Genomic DNA, 15713 nt, shown 5'->3' with positions numbered 1-15713 from the left:
TTAATAGAGTATCAGCGTTGTTAGTGAGCGTGAGCTTCACTAGAACCTTTAGGATTACGAATACCTTCAACCATTTCTTGAATTTCAAGCGGTGTCTCAGCGGTAAACTTAACTACAATTGCAGCAACGGCAAAGTTAATAAGCATACCCACTAAACCAATACCTTCAGGCGAAATACCTAACAACCAATGCTCAGGATTATTTAGCTCTGGGCTGACAAACTTGAAGAAAATGATGTAAGCCGCAGTAAAGGTGATACCGGTTACCATGCCTAGAACTGCACCTTCTTTATTCATTTTCTTAGAGAAGATACCCATAATGATCGCCGGGAAGAAACTTGCAGCAGCTAAGCCGAATGCAAATGCCACCACCGACGCCACAAATCCAGGCGGGTTAATACCAAAGTAAGCGGAGATAACAATCGCAACCATGGCCGCCAACCTCGCTGCGAGTAACTCTTGCTTATCGCTAATGTCGGGTTTGAGGGTTCGCTTGAGTAAATCGTGCGATACGGATGTCGAAATAACTAATAATAAGCCTGCTGTTGTTGATAGTGCCGCAGCAATACCACCGGCTGCCACTAGCGCCACAACCCATGCTGGTAAGTTAGCAATTTCTGGGTTCGCAAGTACCATGATGTCGCGGTCCACGTTAACTTCATTAGCGCTGTTTGGATCATCAATTTTGCCTGCTGTATAAAACATTTTGCCATCACCATTTTTATCATTAAAGGTAATTAAGCCTGTTCTTTCCCAGTTTTTGATCCATGCTGGTGCTTCTGCGTATTCAGTTCCGCTTCCATCTTTACCGTTAATGGTATCAATCATGTTAACACGGGCAAATGCTGCAACCGCTGGCGCTGTTGTGTAAACAATCGCGATGAACACTAACGTCCATGCCGCTGAGATACGCGTATCTTTAACACGTGGAACAGTGAAGAAGCGTACGATTACATGCGGAAGACCCGCAGTACCCACCATTAAGGCACCAGTAATGGCAAACACATCAATCATGCTCTTAGAGCCTTCAGTATATTGCGCAAAACCCAGTTCGGCGCTTAAGCCATCAAGTTTATCAAGAACATAAGTGCCTTCGCCGCCAATTAATGTCGCGCCGAAGCCTGTTTGTGGGAAGAAGTGACCTGTCATCATCATAGAGATAAAGATTGCAGGAACAAGGTAAGCAAATACCAGTACACAATACTGTGCTACTTGCGTATAGGTAATACCTTTCATGCCGCCTAATACTGCATAAAAGAATACGATAACCATACCAATATAAACGCCCGTTTCAATTTCAACTTCTAAGAAGCGAGAAAATACCACGCCTACACCGCGCATTTGGCCTGCTATATAAGTAAAGCAGATGAAGATAGCACACAAAATTGCTACTAAACGAGCTGTACGTGAATAGTAACGATCGCCGATAAAATCAGGCACAGTAAACTTGCCGAACTTACGTAAATAAGGTGCTAAACACATGGCCAGTAGTACATAACCACCCGTCCAGCCCATTAAGTAAACGCCGCCATCGTAACCGGCGAAAGAGATAATACCTGCCATAGAGATAAATGACGCAGCACTCATCCAATCCGCAGCAGTTGCCATACCATTAGCAAGTGGTGGCACACCGCCGCCTGCTACATAAAATTCATTTGTTGAGCCCGCTCGAGCCCAAATTGCAATGCCGATATAAAGCGCGAAGCTTAACCCGACAATTATAAACGTGAGTGTTTGAACATCCATTGCTTAGCTCCTATTCGTCTACGCCGTATTTTTTATCTAACGTATTCATTTTGAAAACGTACACAAAAATCAAAGCAATAAAGGTGTAAATCGCGCCTTGCTGGGAGAACCAGAAGCCAAGTTTAAACCCAAAGAAACGCACTTCATTAAGTACATCAACTAGTAATATGCCAAAGCCAAATGACACGACAAACCAAACTGCTAATAATTTAAACAGCAGTGAAATGTTTTCCGCCCAATAAGCTTTTGCTTGTTCTTCATCTTTAAAAGCCATTTTTTATTTCCTCTTTAACATCTGTAAAAAGTGATGTGGTTTTTATTATCTGCACTAATCAATTTAGCAACGCTGCCTTAATATTGAATTGAGACCATAGTCGTAACAACAGGTTAACGTTTACGTAAACTGCAAAGCTCACATTGTTAAATATAAGTAAAAAACATTAATTATCATCATGTTAACTATTTTCGCTGGGTGATAATAACTATTCATCTAGGCTATGTTGCAGATCTGCGACATTAGTCTAATAGATCTTAAAAACTCATAATTAACGCTATATATCAAATAGATAAAACCAACCTTGCGTTCTAGCCTAAAATTGACAGCTCAAAATCAGGAAAACTTCTGGTATGGTGTGCAATAACAAAATAAAAATTGACTATATACATGACTGCTGCACTGATTTTTGTCGCTTTAGCGTACATTGGCATCTTGTTTTGGCTAGCAAACTGGGGGGATAAAACCACTCCACTGGCCAAACGAATTAGCCACCACCCTTTTGTTTACTCTTTCTCGTTGGGTATTTATTGCACCTCGTGGACTTACTACGGCTCAGTGGGCACAGCAGCCACCAGCAGTTGGAGCTATTTACCGATTTTACTGGGCCCTGCATTATTGTTTTTTTTCGGACAAGGTTTTTTACGCAAACTAGTACTGGTCAGCAAAAAGCAAAATATTACCACCATCGCCGACTTTATTTCCGCCCGCTACGGCAAGCGCCAAACCACAGCAATAATGGTGACTGTGATTGCACTATTAGCGACAATTCCCTACATTGCCTTACAACTTAAAGCCCTGAGTAACAGCTTTTTACTGCTGCAAAGCGACAACAAAATTTCCGGTTCAATGGTGGCGTTATCTGCCACTTTGATCATGGCGATGTTCGCGATTTTTTTTGGTACTCGTAAAGTTGATGTAACAGAATACCGCTCGGGATTAATGCTTGCGGTAGCGTTTGAATCGATGATCAAACTGCTCGCCTTAGTGGCAGTCGCTGGTTTAGCTCTGCTCACCTTGTATAACTTACCCAGTACTAGTGAATTACAAATTAAAGAGTCATTATGGCAACACTGGAACAATTTTAACTTTTTAAGCTTTAACTTTATTGGTCAATCACTGATGGCCGCAGCTGCCATCATCTGCTTACCACGACAGTTTCACGTTACTGTGGTTGACAACCAAGACAAACGCCACTTATTCACCGCTCGCTGGGCTTTCCCACTGTATTTATTACTAACAGCAGCAATGATTTTACCGATTGCTACCGCGGCGATTCACCCAGAAATTGGCAATGGCTTCTCACCAGATAGCTTTGTACTGGCACTGCCATTAATGAATGACAATGTATTGCTCACCACCTTTGTGTTTATTGGCGGGATCTCTGCGGCGACTGCGATGATTGTAGTTGCCACTTTGACACTCAGTACCATGATCTCAAATGATGTGGTATTACCGTTAATGCTACGTCGTAAATTCAAACGTAATCTCATTACTAGCAGCTACAAATCGCAAATATTACTGGTGAGACGCTTTACTATCGCTGGTATTTTGATCTTGTCTTACTTCTACCAGCAATGGTTTGGTCACGGCAAAGCGCTTGCGAGTATGGGCTTAGTTGCATTTTCATTAGTGACGCAATTATTACCTGCAATTGTCGGTGGCTTGTACTGGCGTAAAGGTCATGCTTACGGTGTTTATGCCGGGTTATTAGCCGGTTTGATCTGCTGGATACTGTTTTTAATGCTGCCGATACTCGATGCTGGCAATACCCTTGATGTCCAGCTACAGCAAACGCTGATCACCCGCGGTACCTTGATTGCGTTATTTGCCAATATAGGCTGTTACATCAGCTTTTCATTAGGTGCGGATGAGCGCTTAATAGATAAAATTCAAGCCGCCGCCTTTGTTAACCCTAAAGAACAAGCAGTATTGGCAAGACGGTTAAATAAAAATGTCAAAGCCACTGTGTACGATTTTAAGATACTGCTGCAAACCTTTTTGGGAGTTCAACGTAGCCAACAAGTCCTCGCGCATTTTTCCCTAACGCATCAACTTGATGACAATAATTCACACCCAGATCCTGAGTTTATAGCTTATTGCGAGCGGGCGTTAACTGGCGTCTTAGGGGCATCGTCTGCTCAGGCACTTATCCATACCGTAGCATCAGGTAAACGCATGGCATTTGAAGAAGTGGTTAACTTTTTTGATGAAACCACTCAAGCCCTGCAATTTAACCAAAATTTACTCTACACCTCGCTGGAAAACCTCAGTCATGGTATTTCAGTTGTTGATAAAGAACTTAACCTAGTGGCGTGGAATAAGCGCTACGCAGAAATGTTTAACTACCCAGCAGGTTTTTTAGAAGTAGGCCAACCGATTGAAGATATTATTCGTTATAACGCTGAGCGCGGCGAATGTGGCCCAGGCGAAATAGAACGCCAAGTAGAAAAACGTGTGCAGCATTTAAAAAACGGCAGTTCGCATCACTTTATTCGTCATCGTCGTAATGGCTTAGTGTACGAAATGATTGGTAATCCACTGCCCGATGGCGGTTTTGTAACCAGCTTTTCAGATATTACTACCCACATCGCTACACAAAATGCGCTTGAAGAAGTGAATATGGATCTGGAGAACCGCATTGAAGCCCGTACCCAAGAGATCCGTACTATCAATAAAGATCTCGAAGCACAAATAGAAAGTCGCGTACAAACCGAGCAAGCACTCACTTTAGCCAAACGTGAAGCAGAGCAAGCAAATGACAGTAAAACTCGCTTTTTAGCTTTAGCCAGTCACGATATTTTACAGCCTCTCAATGCCGCGCGTTTATACCTTGCCGCCATTGATGAAAAGTCCCTCGCTGATAACAATATCAACAACTTTGAAAAGCTCGGTGCGAGCCTCGATTCAACCGTGCATTTAATGTCAGCATTATTAGAAATTGCTAAATTAGAACAAGGTGCAATGACCCCCACTCCGCGCCACTTTAGTATTGACGATATTCTCGCGCCACTGAGAAACGAGTACGCCATTTTATCAAGCGAAAAAGGCCTCAAACTCACGGTACGCAGCGGGCAACATATTGTCCACAGTGATATCACCTATCTGCGACGAATTGTACAAAACTTAGTATCAAATGCGGTTAAATACACCAATTCTGGTAAAGTTTTAGTGGCTTGTCGCAAACGCAAGCATCACCTGCGCATTGAAGTATGGGACACAGGCCCTGGCATTAGCGAAGTAGAGCAAGCCAAAATATTCAACGATTTTTACCGCATAGAAGCGTCTGATAACAAAGGCGTTGGCCTTGGTTTAAGTGTAGTAAAGCGCATGGTTGATTTACTATCGATTCGCTTAGATGTGCGCTCAACGCCGCAAAAAGGCAGCTGTTTTAGTATCGAAATACCTTATGGTGACAGCCAGTTTGTACAACAAAAGCACGCGACTAATAGCTTGTTTGAAGAGCGCTCAGCGATGAATATTATCGCCGTTGACGACGACCCAGAAAACCTTAATGCCATGGCCAGTTTATTACAAAAGTGGCAAGCTAATTATCAGCTGTTTGATCAAGTTGAAAACGTGTTGGCATACGCACATGAACACAGCCCCCCGGATGTGATCTTAATGGACTATCAGCTAGGTCATGAACACGATGGCATCAGCTTAATTAAAGCCCTACGGGAGATTTGGCAAGCCAACGTGCCCGCTATTTTAATTACAGCAGTGCGCGACGTAGAACTAAAACAAGCCACCAAAGCTGAGGATATTCATTATTTATCCAAACCAATAAAACCAGGAAAATTAAAAGCACTGCTGAATCACAGTAGGTGAATGAAAATTTTCAAAGGGATATATACCCAAGCCACCTCAAGATGCGAGCGTCGTTGGAATTAAAAGCGGTTTAGGCAAGGCATTGATTGCAAAGAATGGTGATTCCCTTGTTAAAATCAATAACGCAGTATAAATCGCTTTTAAACCAACCCGTTGGGCGTTTCACAGGCACTTACTCTCATCGTTGTTCCTTCTTAAAAGGGACTGCCATTCTTGCAAAGTAACGCCTTGATATTAAGCACCTGTGAAACGCTGAATTCTGCATATTGAGGTGGTTTGGGTATAAACGCCTCTTAAGTATTTATAAATACTTAAGAGGAATAAGATCATCACTAATCGCATTATAAAAATCAGGCTTTATGGCGTTTAGATCTATCACATCAACTAGGTAGGGTAAGTTTGATTCACTAAAAGCATTTTTAAGTTTAAAAATAACGGTGTGTTCAATTACTTTGTTTTTAGCTTTTAAGGCCAAATCTAGATCAGAATAAGTTCTAGCAGTATTTTTAGCTCGAGAGCCAAATATATATACATCGATTCCTTTATCACTTAAATTTTGCTTTTGTAAACAATCTTCTATGATTTTTAAGTGTTGCTGTTCAATCTGCATTTCTACGCTCAAGCTCTGCTAACAGGTGACTGGCATCAATAAAAAAAGCTTTTGCAGCTTGATAGACCTTTTCAGCAACCGCTTCATCATAGGTATGGGAAGTTGTGTTTCGCGCAATATGATATTCAAACCAAGGAAGAGGGTCATTTATTAGTTGTTTATCCGCGGCTAACCTAAATAAATCTTTACGACTTAATGGCGCGAGTGTTTCAGCGCCCATGTCTTCAACTAAGTAACGGCGGAGCATCTTCCAAGCAAGCTCATAACTGTATTCAAAACGCTGAATAACACTATCTCGAATAAACTCATTTTTGGGTTGCTGCAACGCCAGTTCTAATGACGAAAGTGCTTTACCAAATGGTGTTAAAATTAACATATCAGTCTCGATTATTTTTTTACTAGTTTAATACAGCCTAGCAATTTACCCAAGCACATCTCTATGGTTAGCCTTACTCCTGAGCTTTTGGAACAACCAGCTCAAGCCAACCAGAGATAACCCTAAACCAATAAACGACACCGCTCTGAGTAAACCAGTTAGATTTGCCATATCGATTAAAAACACTTTCACTATCACTGCACCAAGAATGCCTAAACCGACTTTTTGTAGTAACAGCTGGTGTTTTAAATGCCCGCATATCACTACCAGTGCGCCGAGTAATAACCAAATGGTTGAATAGCTGTATAGTTCGCCGTCACTGGTCGCTTTATCAAGAAAAATGAGCCCACCTTGCCAATATTGACGGATCAATGTGGTGATAGCTAACGCCGCTAATAAGCCAGCGCCAGCCAGTATAATTTGACTTACTTTAGCATTTATCGGTTTAACTAATTTCGCTAACCACACAGCCAACAGACTTGGTACTAACCAAGTTAATAATAGCCAGTTAAATAATGGTGTTTCCCCTACATAAATAGGCATAAATAGTGGGTTATCGTCCAGTGTTGTTTTGCTTAACGATAAGCCAGCTAACGCAGATAAAATAAGGCCTGCAATGCGGTATAGCTTAGCTAATTGCCCCGCACTTTGCGCGCGGTATAAATACACACAGCCTAATGCTAACCAGTTACAACTGAGCAAAACTTGCTCATAAAAGCTTAGAGAAAAAAGCTGAGGATAATGCCCGACTAATTGGTAGCTGGTTTCGGTGGTAATAAATAATGCCAAACAATGCAGTGCAGCTCCTTCGAGCCAGATTTTCATATCTGTTTGTTGCCATTGCTTTGCAGCAGCCCAAAATAACCCAACCGCAATAGGGTAAACCACTATGCTCCAATGTAATGTTAAAAAGGTTAAATCAGTATCGTATAGCCACGGTGCAAAGGTTAATCGTGCAAGGACCGCCGCCACTAACGCTTTGATTGGCCAGTGTGGCATAGGCACCTTGTGGCGTTTAACGAGGAAACTAACCAGTAGCACTTGAGTAGCCAACGCAAGCGTTAAACCACTATCAGCAAGTAACATGGTTAAGCAAAGAGTGATATTTGCGTTAGCACCAAGCCAATAACTAAATTGCTGCCACTGCGTGTGAGCTGTTTGCGCACGTTTAATCAGCACACCACTGCTAAGCAGTAACAATACAGTCCATAATGGATACGCCACAGCTAAGTCTTGCTCTGAAGTTATAGTGTAAAGCGTAGCAATTAGGGTAAACACACTCAATGCCGCAATTAAATGAAAACTTAAACGTTTATAGTAACTGACACCAAAGTACAGCCCATAGCAGCAAAAACCAATCGCCAATAACAAACCAAAACCATACATATTTTTGAATACGAATAGATGGTCATTACTATCAATGTTATACGTTTGCTGACTAACAATCAGCAGCACAGCAATAAGCAATGCTAGGCCTTGCCAGAGATCCCAACGGCTATTTTGTAGCACCAAAAATAGTAGCATGACGATTAAGCACACCATCACAATTTGCCATTGCACACTCGTCATAGAAATTACTATCGCTACCAATAACGGCACCACAATCGCTAACAATAATGGATGATCCGGCTGTAACTTTAATAACCGCTGTAAACTATGTGGGCGATATTCCACTAATCGCAGGGTTACACCTAAGCGCATCATCGCAATTAAACCAATAATCGATAGCAGTGCAAAGCCACCGACTAACCAATATTGAGTTGGCTTAATCACACTCAGCGCCACCCAGTACCAGCCAATATGCCCTGTCCAAAGTAAATACCACAACCATGGTCGTTTTACCTTTTGTGCTACTAACACCGCAGACAAAGTAACAAAGCCAATGTACATCAATAAGGCCACTAAGTTACCGCTGCCAGTATTAACCCAAATTGGTACGCTGTACGCACCCACAATACCTAACACAGCGAGCAATGGCCCTAAGCGCAGTGCCATGGAGCTTGCCGCCAGTGCAATAACTGCCAGCATCACAAACGCCGTGGTTGCGCTTAACATGGCATAACTTGAGTAGGCAAGCAGCGTTAATGCAAAGCAGCTGATAAACCCGCCACCAGCCAGTGCTGCGGGCACATAGTTATTAAACCCTTCAAAAACAATGCCTTTTCGATGCAGATATTCAGCCCCTGCAATTAGTGCAATGCCAAATAAGCCACCAAAAGTGAGCCGTAAACTTGGCGATAATAAACCCGCATCTAAGCTATATTTTGCTAAAAATATACCACCAAAAGCCAGCGCAACGCCGCCAATCCAAGTCATCCAGTTTTGTTGGAACTGGGTTTTTAATTTACTAACAAAAACATCAATCGTGGAGGGCGAAGGTGATTTTTCACGGCTATTTGCTGTAGTAGGGGTTATTTGCTTTATTGCTGCATCTTGCTGCTCAGCAGTTTTCACATGCTGTGCTCGTATCGGCTCAATTGGACGTGCAACTTGCGACTGCATCGTTTGCGCTCTACTGTGATGCTGAGCTTGCTGCTGACTAGCATTATTCGCTATAACTGTGTGTAGTTGTTTTTTTAAGGCCGCAACATCTTGCTTTAATGCACTCACTTTAGTTAAAGCAACTAAACCAGCAATCGAGCCTGCGACTACAACTAACGATAAAATGACTATGAGGCCTATGACATCATCCATTTTTCAATCCTTGACTACTTTTAATACTTCCTTATAGCGTAAAGTGTATTGAAAATATACCCAAAAAATCTCAGCCTAGCATCGCTAAGGCTGAGATTAAAATCCAGATTATTCTACCGAGTCAGTAACGGTACGTTCTAGCGTCATTTTGTAACCCGTACTCGTTGTTTCATCATGTTCAAGAATTAAGATGTAGTTACCTTCTTGGCTAAAGTCCATATCACCTTGTTGCATAAGCACAATTTGCTGGCCGTTATCCTCATAAAGTACATACGTAGTATAAATTTCATTATCAACTACTTGGTCTTCTTGATCGTACTGATCAATGCCATCAATAATATTTTTAGCATCATCAACCGTTTCACCGTTAAGCGTAAACACCACATCAACGTCGCTAATATCTTGCCCGGCATAGCTATCAATTAAATTAACAACGGTCACTTTATGGCTATAGCTGCTTGGGGTTAAGGTCTCTTTTAACGTCATCATTCGTGGGCCGTAATCTTTGTCATTGTAGAAAACGCCAAGGTTACTTTGTTCACGCTCAAGGGTAAGTAAAAAGTTATCGACAATTTTGTTACCCGTCTCATCTAGCATTGCAATACTGTAGCTGTTTGGATCAAGCTCAAGGTAGTTAGAGTACATGTCATTAGTCGTTACATCTGTGGCACTCGTTTGCGAGCCACGCGTTGCACTAAAGCTGACTTGTGAATAATCATCAATGGTATTGATAAAGCGCAATTGCCCCTGTGCATTCTGATGCTTAAGCGCTGTAACGCTATTGCTTGATGTAACAACATCAAGGGTGATGCCGTTTTCTTCGGTGGCGTAACTTGGCCGGATCATCACCACATAACTCGCCTCGTCATTAAAATACACAGAGGCTGATGCAAATAACACATCTGTACTGCCACTTTGCGTTAAGTACAAGGTGTAATAGCCTTCATCAAAACTTTGTAGCGCCAACTCATTTAAATAAGTTGGTGAGGCAATCAGTTCTGCAGTATCAAACAAACCATCATCATTTGCTAAATACACATCAAAACTCAAGTTTTCGCCAACAATATTAAAAAAGCCTAAGTTAGCTGACCCCTCATCACCACCGGTAGGCACGCTGAGCTCGCTGAATGTCGGCTCTGTAAAATCACCATTCATCACCCATAATTGGGTCATATCATCTTTGACCGAAACCGTTTGTTCGCTAATGGTAATATAACTATCGTTTGCATCAAGGTACTTAAAGTTCACATCGTAGTCATTAGTACTGTAATTATGGCGAGTCGTTACATCACCAAAGTCAGCTCCGGAACGCTCAGCATCATCAATAAATAAACGCGTATATGGGCTATTGTAAGAGCCATTGTACAATTGAATGTAACCACTTTTGCTGGAGCTCGAATCATCACCCGAACACGCAGTAAGTGTTGCAAGTAAAGTGGTTGTTAGTGCAGTTTTAAATAAAGGGCTGTGCATGGAATCAACTCCTTATTGTTAATAGTTTGAGTATGATCATTAACAAAAGGAATAATTCCATGATTTACAAAGCATTACCTGCACTTACAGTTCTTTACGAATTCGTAAATAAGTGTATAAATGTGCAAATAAAACGCACATTTTTATACATTAAAATAACAAATCAGCGCGAAGCACTGTTTTTTTTGTGCACAATAGCGAGCTAGCGAGTACGTTTAGAAAAGCTAAAACGCCCTTCATCGATAACCTTGCCACTTAAATCTCGCGGTGTGGTATAAAAGCTCACATCCAGCTGATTAGTTTGGTTATCAAGACTGATATGACTAAACCCCCACACAAAGCTTTTTGACCAAAGCAACTCATACTCAGGGTATTGGCGCTGTTGAAACTGTGCAAACGGGGTGTGCTTACCACGCATTTTTGATGCAGCCCCTGAGATGATCAGCGGTAATTTACCAACGCTATTACCAGTATCAAATTTTGAGCAATCATCAGTTAGTAGCTCTAAGTCATGCTCGTGACCTGCAATATAACCATCAGCGTATTTACACAGCGTTGGCATTAGCAACCTGCGCAGTACATGCCCTTCGCTATATTTAGTGCCACCAATTGACCATAAAATATGATGGCCATAAACCAGTTTCCATTTCGCCGTTGAGTTTGCTATGCCTTGTTTAAGCCACGCAAGCTGGGCTAAGTCTTCACCATTTTGTGGCCCTTCATGGGGATCGTGTATTTCTAGTTCAGCACGGCCCTCTTTTATTGCTTGCTGCTCATCCATTTCACTGCCATCGGGGTTTAGCGGCAGATCATAAAAAGTTTGTCCCGCAAGTAGCATATTGGTATCAAGCACAAAAAATTCTACATCATTGCCCGGTTCACCCATTTTGTAACTGTAGTAGCCATTTTCGCCCATAAAAAAGTTCGCCTGCTGCGCCATCCACTGGGTTTGCAGTGCGACGCCTTTACGCGAGCTTTTCCAGTCGTGATTGCCTAACGCGGAATACACCACTAACTTCGGATCAACCTGAAATAATGGTTTAAGTGGCGCATAAACAAGATCATATAAGCGCTTTTGATCATCTTTCCCATCATCAGCATCGGCGCCATCAGGATAAACATTATCACCCAACTGAATAGCAAATTGGCACTGCTTGGTTTCACATAGCTTTGCCATTGCGATACCGACTGCCTGCGCACCACCTTGCTCGGTCGCAATATTGGTATCTGGGTAAACATATATTGGCGCATGATCAAATTCTGCACGAGGACGATAATCCTCTAACCAATCAGCAAGCTCTGCAGCAATAAATTGCTGTTTATTTTTAGGGTTGGTTATGTGTTTAGTTTTTGGATAATCAACGTGATAGCCGCCATCACCAAACGCTAAAAATTCAATATTACTCGTGGTAGTTGCTTGCGTTGTATCAGGTGTTTTAGAGGTACAGCCAATCGTGGTAAGGCAAGCACTAAGTGCAAGGTATAAAGTTGTTTTTTTAATCATAACATTCTCAATTATGAGCCTGCGTAAAGTGACAGGCTCATCGGCATCTTAAGGTGGTTTGGGTATATACCCAAACCACCTTAAGATGCAGAATTCAGCGTTTCACAGGGGCTTAATATCAAGGCGTTACTTTGCAAGAATGGCAATCCCTTTTAAGAAGTAACAACGATGAGAGTAAGTGCCTGTGAACCGCCCAACGGGTTGGTTTAAAAGCGATTTATACTGCGTTATTGATTTTAACAATAGAACCACTATTACTTGCAATCAATGCCTTGCCTAAATCGCTTTTAATTCCAACTGAAACTCGCATCTTGAGGTGGTTTGGGTATACTCTTTATAAAGAAGAGAACGTAAAGCCTAGTTCAAAGGTACGTCCGTAAGATTCATACTGATAGTTGTAAAGCTTATCGCCATGATACAAGTACATAGGCTCATCAGTTAGATTAGTAGCATTAAAGTACACATTCATGGTGTCGTTGAAATAGTATTTGCTGCTAAAGTCTAACTGCATGTGGCTGTCTTCATAAACGGCCATATCCGCATCATCAAACTGGTAACTTTCACTTTTATATGATGCACTTAAACGTGTACTAATGGCATTATTCTCATAGCCTACAATGATATTCGCCACGGTATCAGCTTGGTTTGGTAACTTGTCATCAGCATTAATAAAGGTACCGTTTGCGCCAAGCACAAATCCTGATTTAAAGGTTTTGTTCCAGTTGAGTTCAATACCGGTTAATGAGGCTTTACCGCCATTAACCATTTGCACCACTTCGTCAAAACCATCCCAATCACCATTATCTTGCACTTCTTGTTGAATAATAAAGTTGTCGATGTCTTTATAGAAAATCCCCGCCGATAACACGCCAATGCTGCCTGGGTAATATTCGATTGACGCATCTAGGTTCATTGACTCGTAAGGGTCTAAGTCAGGGTTACCAACCTCAGCTTTACGCTCTGTTACCTGCACGCCATCTTCTTCTAGCGTTTCAGTTTCAATTAATTGATACGCCGCCGAATCACTGAACGTTGGTCGCGCTATGGTGTTGGTATAGGCAAAACGTGTTACCAATTTATCGCTAATGCTATAGCGTAAATTTAGGCTTGGTAAAAAGTAGTCGTAATCTTTACTTACTTGCCAAGGGGTGGTGGTAACCGTTTCAGTATCGTTAATTTCATCAACCACTAATTCAACTTGGTTACCACTGGTATCAAATTGTGTGCCTTCATAGCGTACACCGGCAACCACATGTAACTTATCGATATCCATGCTGATCATTGCATAAGCGGCGGTAATATCTTCATTACTCACATAACTTTGGCCATCAGATTCAATTTGTGACTCGTTGCTATTAAAGGCAAACTCGGCTTTATTGGCATTATAAAAAGTCTGAATTGCTCCACGGTTAAGGCCTGGTCCAAAGCTGCCTAAATCAAAGTCAGGCTCAGGGGCTGCAAAGTCACTGCCCATTGCATCTAAAAAATCACCATCATAAATCGATACGTTAACGTCATTACGCTTTTCGCGATTTTGATGTTTAAAACCAAATTTAAATTCACCGTTGTTATTCTGCCACACAAAGTCACGGCTAAAATCAAGTTTAAAGCTAAGCTCTTCATCTTCGCTGAGGTTGTTGGCCGCTTCAATTTTGTCCATCGCAAATAGGCTTAAATCATGGGCATTAGCCGATTGGCTCAGTACCGGCGTGTCAACACGAGCTATGTAGCCCATATCAATATCTTCACCAGCAAAGGTAACGTCTAAACGGTTTGGCTCTTTTTCTTCTGATTTTGAATACCCTACATTGTATTCAACAAACCAATTATCTAATTGATTTTCGCCGCCAAGTACCATAGATAAAATGCTTTGTTCTTCATAACGATCTTTGGTATCGCGGTCCATTTCTGCACCGCTAAAATTAGCGCTGTCGCCATCGCTATCAACTAATTTTCCGTCGCTAAATTTATATTCATTGCGTTGACGAAATTCATCATCAGAAAAATCACTGTACAGAGTGCGTAAATAATATTTATCCGTTGCCCCACTGTGTAAATCTAAATTAAGAGCTGCGCCTAAACGCTCACGGGTAATTTTATAGTGACGTTGCTCAATTTCTTCTGCGCCAAATATTTCAACGTCATCACCCGTTACGGCATCCTCAACATCAAAGCTGCTCCAACCGCCATCGGTTTCCATATTGCGTGAGCCAAAATCACGTTTAAACCACGAAATCGCCGTTGCTACACCTAAATCTAGGCCGTTATCTAACTGGTAAATATTGGTGTAGCTGCCCGATAGCTTAGGGCTGGTTTTAGATTCTAGTTCGTTATACGAGCCTTGTGCAGTAAAGCTATAACTCTCACCCGCTCTGTCAAAGGCACTGAGGCTTTTAACTTCGATTGAGCCACCAACGGCACTGGCATCCATGTCTGGGGTAACAGTTTTACTTACTTCTAAACTTTGAATTAGTTCACTTGGTAATACGTCCATCGCTACAGAGCGAACACCCGCCTCAGGCGACGGTACATTTAAGCCGTTTACTGTGACGTTGTTTAAGTTAGGATCAATACCGCGAATACCAACAAACCGTCCTTCACCTTGGTCGCGGGCGATAAAAATACCCGGTAAACGTTGTAATGCCTCAGCGGCATTTTGATCAGGGAACTGGCCAATCGAGTCTGCACTAACCACTGATTTTAAATTAGTTGCGTTCTTTTGACGGTTAATTGCGCCTGCCTGACCAGCACTTTGGCCATAGACAATAATGTTATCGATGGCATCTTGTTGCGCACCAATAATAATTTGTTGGGTGAAAACCTGTGAATCCACCACCGTAATTTTTTGTTCTACCGATGGTGCCCCAATGTATTCAACCACTAAAGTGTAATCACCCGCTGGCAACTTATTAAATGAAAAAGAGCCATCGCGGTTACTAACGGTATTTAAGTTTAATTCTTTAACTGATACTTTCGCGCCGCCAAAATACACGCTTTGGCTGGCATCGGTAATACGGCCTTGTACACGGCCATCGGCTAAGGCTGGAGTCGCATATAAAATGCCACAACACGCTAATGCAATACTCGATTTAATAAAAGGGTTCATAATTGTTCTCTTGGTTGCTACTAGTGATTTTAATTATTTACTTGGCCATGCTTGGCTCGCAGCAACACCCTAAGGGGCAATCATGAAAGAAATATGTCAG

9 protein-coding genes are annotated in these 15713 nt (G+C 41.9%); 1 reads left to right on the top strand and 8 read right to left on the bottom strand.

The window, feature by feature from the left end; genetic code table 11:
• Nucleotides 1–20 precede the first annotated feature (20 nt).
• Together NDQ71_RS15425 and NDQ71_RS15420 are read right to left on the bottom strand one after the other, a co-directional pair.
• On the bottom strand, nt 21–1745 hold the full coding sequence (locus tag NDQ71_RS15425; protein WP_192541195.1) for a sodium:solute symporter family protein: 1725 nt from the start codon (nt 1743–1745) through the stop codon (nt 21–23).
• Between the two features lie 10 nt (nt 1746–1755).
• Nucleotides 1756–2019, bottom strand: a complete 264-nt coding sequence (locus NDQ71_RS15420) for a DUF4212 domain-containing protein (protein WP_192541196.1) — start codon at nt 2017–2019, stop codon at nt 1756–1758.
• A gap of 390 nt (nt 2020–2409) precedes the next feature.
• Between NDQ71_RS15420 and NDQ71_RS15415 the strand changes: the two genes are divergently transcribed.
• Complete coding sequence (locus NDQ71_RS15415; protein WP_192541197.1) at nt 2410–5850, top strand: PAS-domain containing protein; 3441 nt, start codon at nt 2410–2412, stop codon at nt 5848–5850.
• A gap of 301 nt (nt 5851–6151) precedes the next feature.
• Here the strand turns inward: NDQ71_RS15415 and NDQ71_RS15410 are convergent, their stop codons facing one another.
• The 6 genes from NDQ71_RS15410 to NDQ71_RS15385 form a co-directional block, all read right to left on the bottom strand.
• Complete coding sequence (locus NDQ71_RS15410; protein WP_016708528.1) at nt 6152–6460, bottom strand: nucleotidyltransferase family protein; 309 nt, start codon at nt 6458–6460, stop codon at nt 6152–6154.
• Nucleotides 6450–6836 carry a nucleotidyltransferase substrate binding protein gene (locus tag NDQ71_RS15405; protein WP_016708527.1) on the bottom strand — a complete coding sequence of 129 codons (387 nt, stop codon included), beginning with the start codon at nt 6834–6836 and terminating at the stop codon, nt 6450–6452. Before NDQ71_RS15405 ends, NDQ71_RS15410 begins: the two co-directional genes overlap by 11 nt.
• Before the next feature lie 45 nt (nt 6837–6881).
• The gene (locus NDQ71_RS15400; RefSeq protein ID WP_192541198.1) at nt 6882–9530 is read right to left on the bottom strand and encodes a DUF2339 domain-containing protein; all 2649 of its coding nucleotides are present in this window, start codon (nt 9528–9530) and stop codon (nt 6882–6884) included.
• Nucleotides 9531–9638: 108 nt separating this feature from the next.
• Complete coding sequence (locus NDQ71_RS15395) at nt 9639–11003, bottom strand: hypothetical protein (RefSeq protein ID WP_192541199.1); 1365 nt, start codon at nt 11001–11003, stop codon at nt 9639–9641.
• A 202-nt stretch (nt 11004–11205) separates the two neighbouring features.
• Complete coding sequence (locus NDQ71_RS15390; protein WP_192541200.1) at nt 11206–12507, bottom strand: metallophosphoesterase; 1302 nt, start codon at nt 12505–12507, stop codon at nt 11206–11208.
• Nucleotides 12508–12841: 334 nt separating this feature from the next.
• Entirely contained in the window at nt 12842–15613 is a 2772-nt protein-coding gene (locus tag NDQ71_RS15385; protein WP_192541201.1) for a TonB-dependent receptor, read from the bottom strand.
• Nucleotides 15614–15713: the final 100 nt, after the last annotated feature.

The sequence above is a fragment of the Pseudoalteromonas sp. KG3 genome (assembly GCF_030436385.1).
GTDB lineage: Bacteria > Pseudomonadota > Gammaproteobacteria > Enterobacterales > Alteromonadaceae > Pseudoalteromonas > Pseudoalteromonas prydzensis.
The sequence above is the reverse complement of the archived record's forward strand: the minus strand, read 5'-3'. Positions and strand labels throughout refer to the sequence as shown.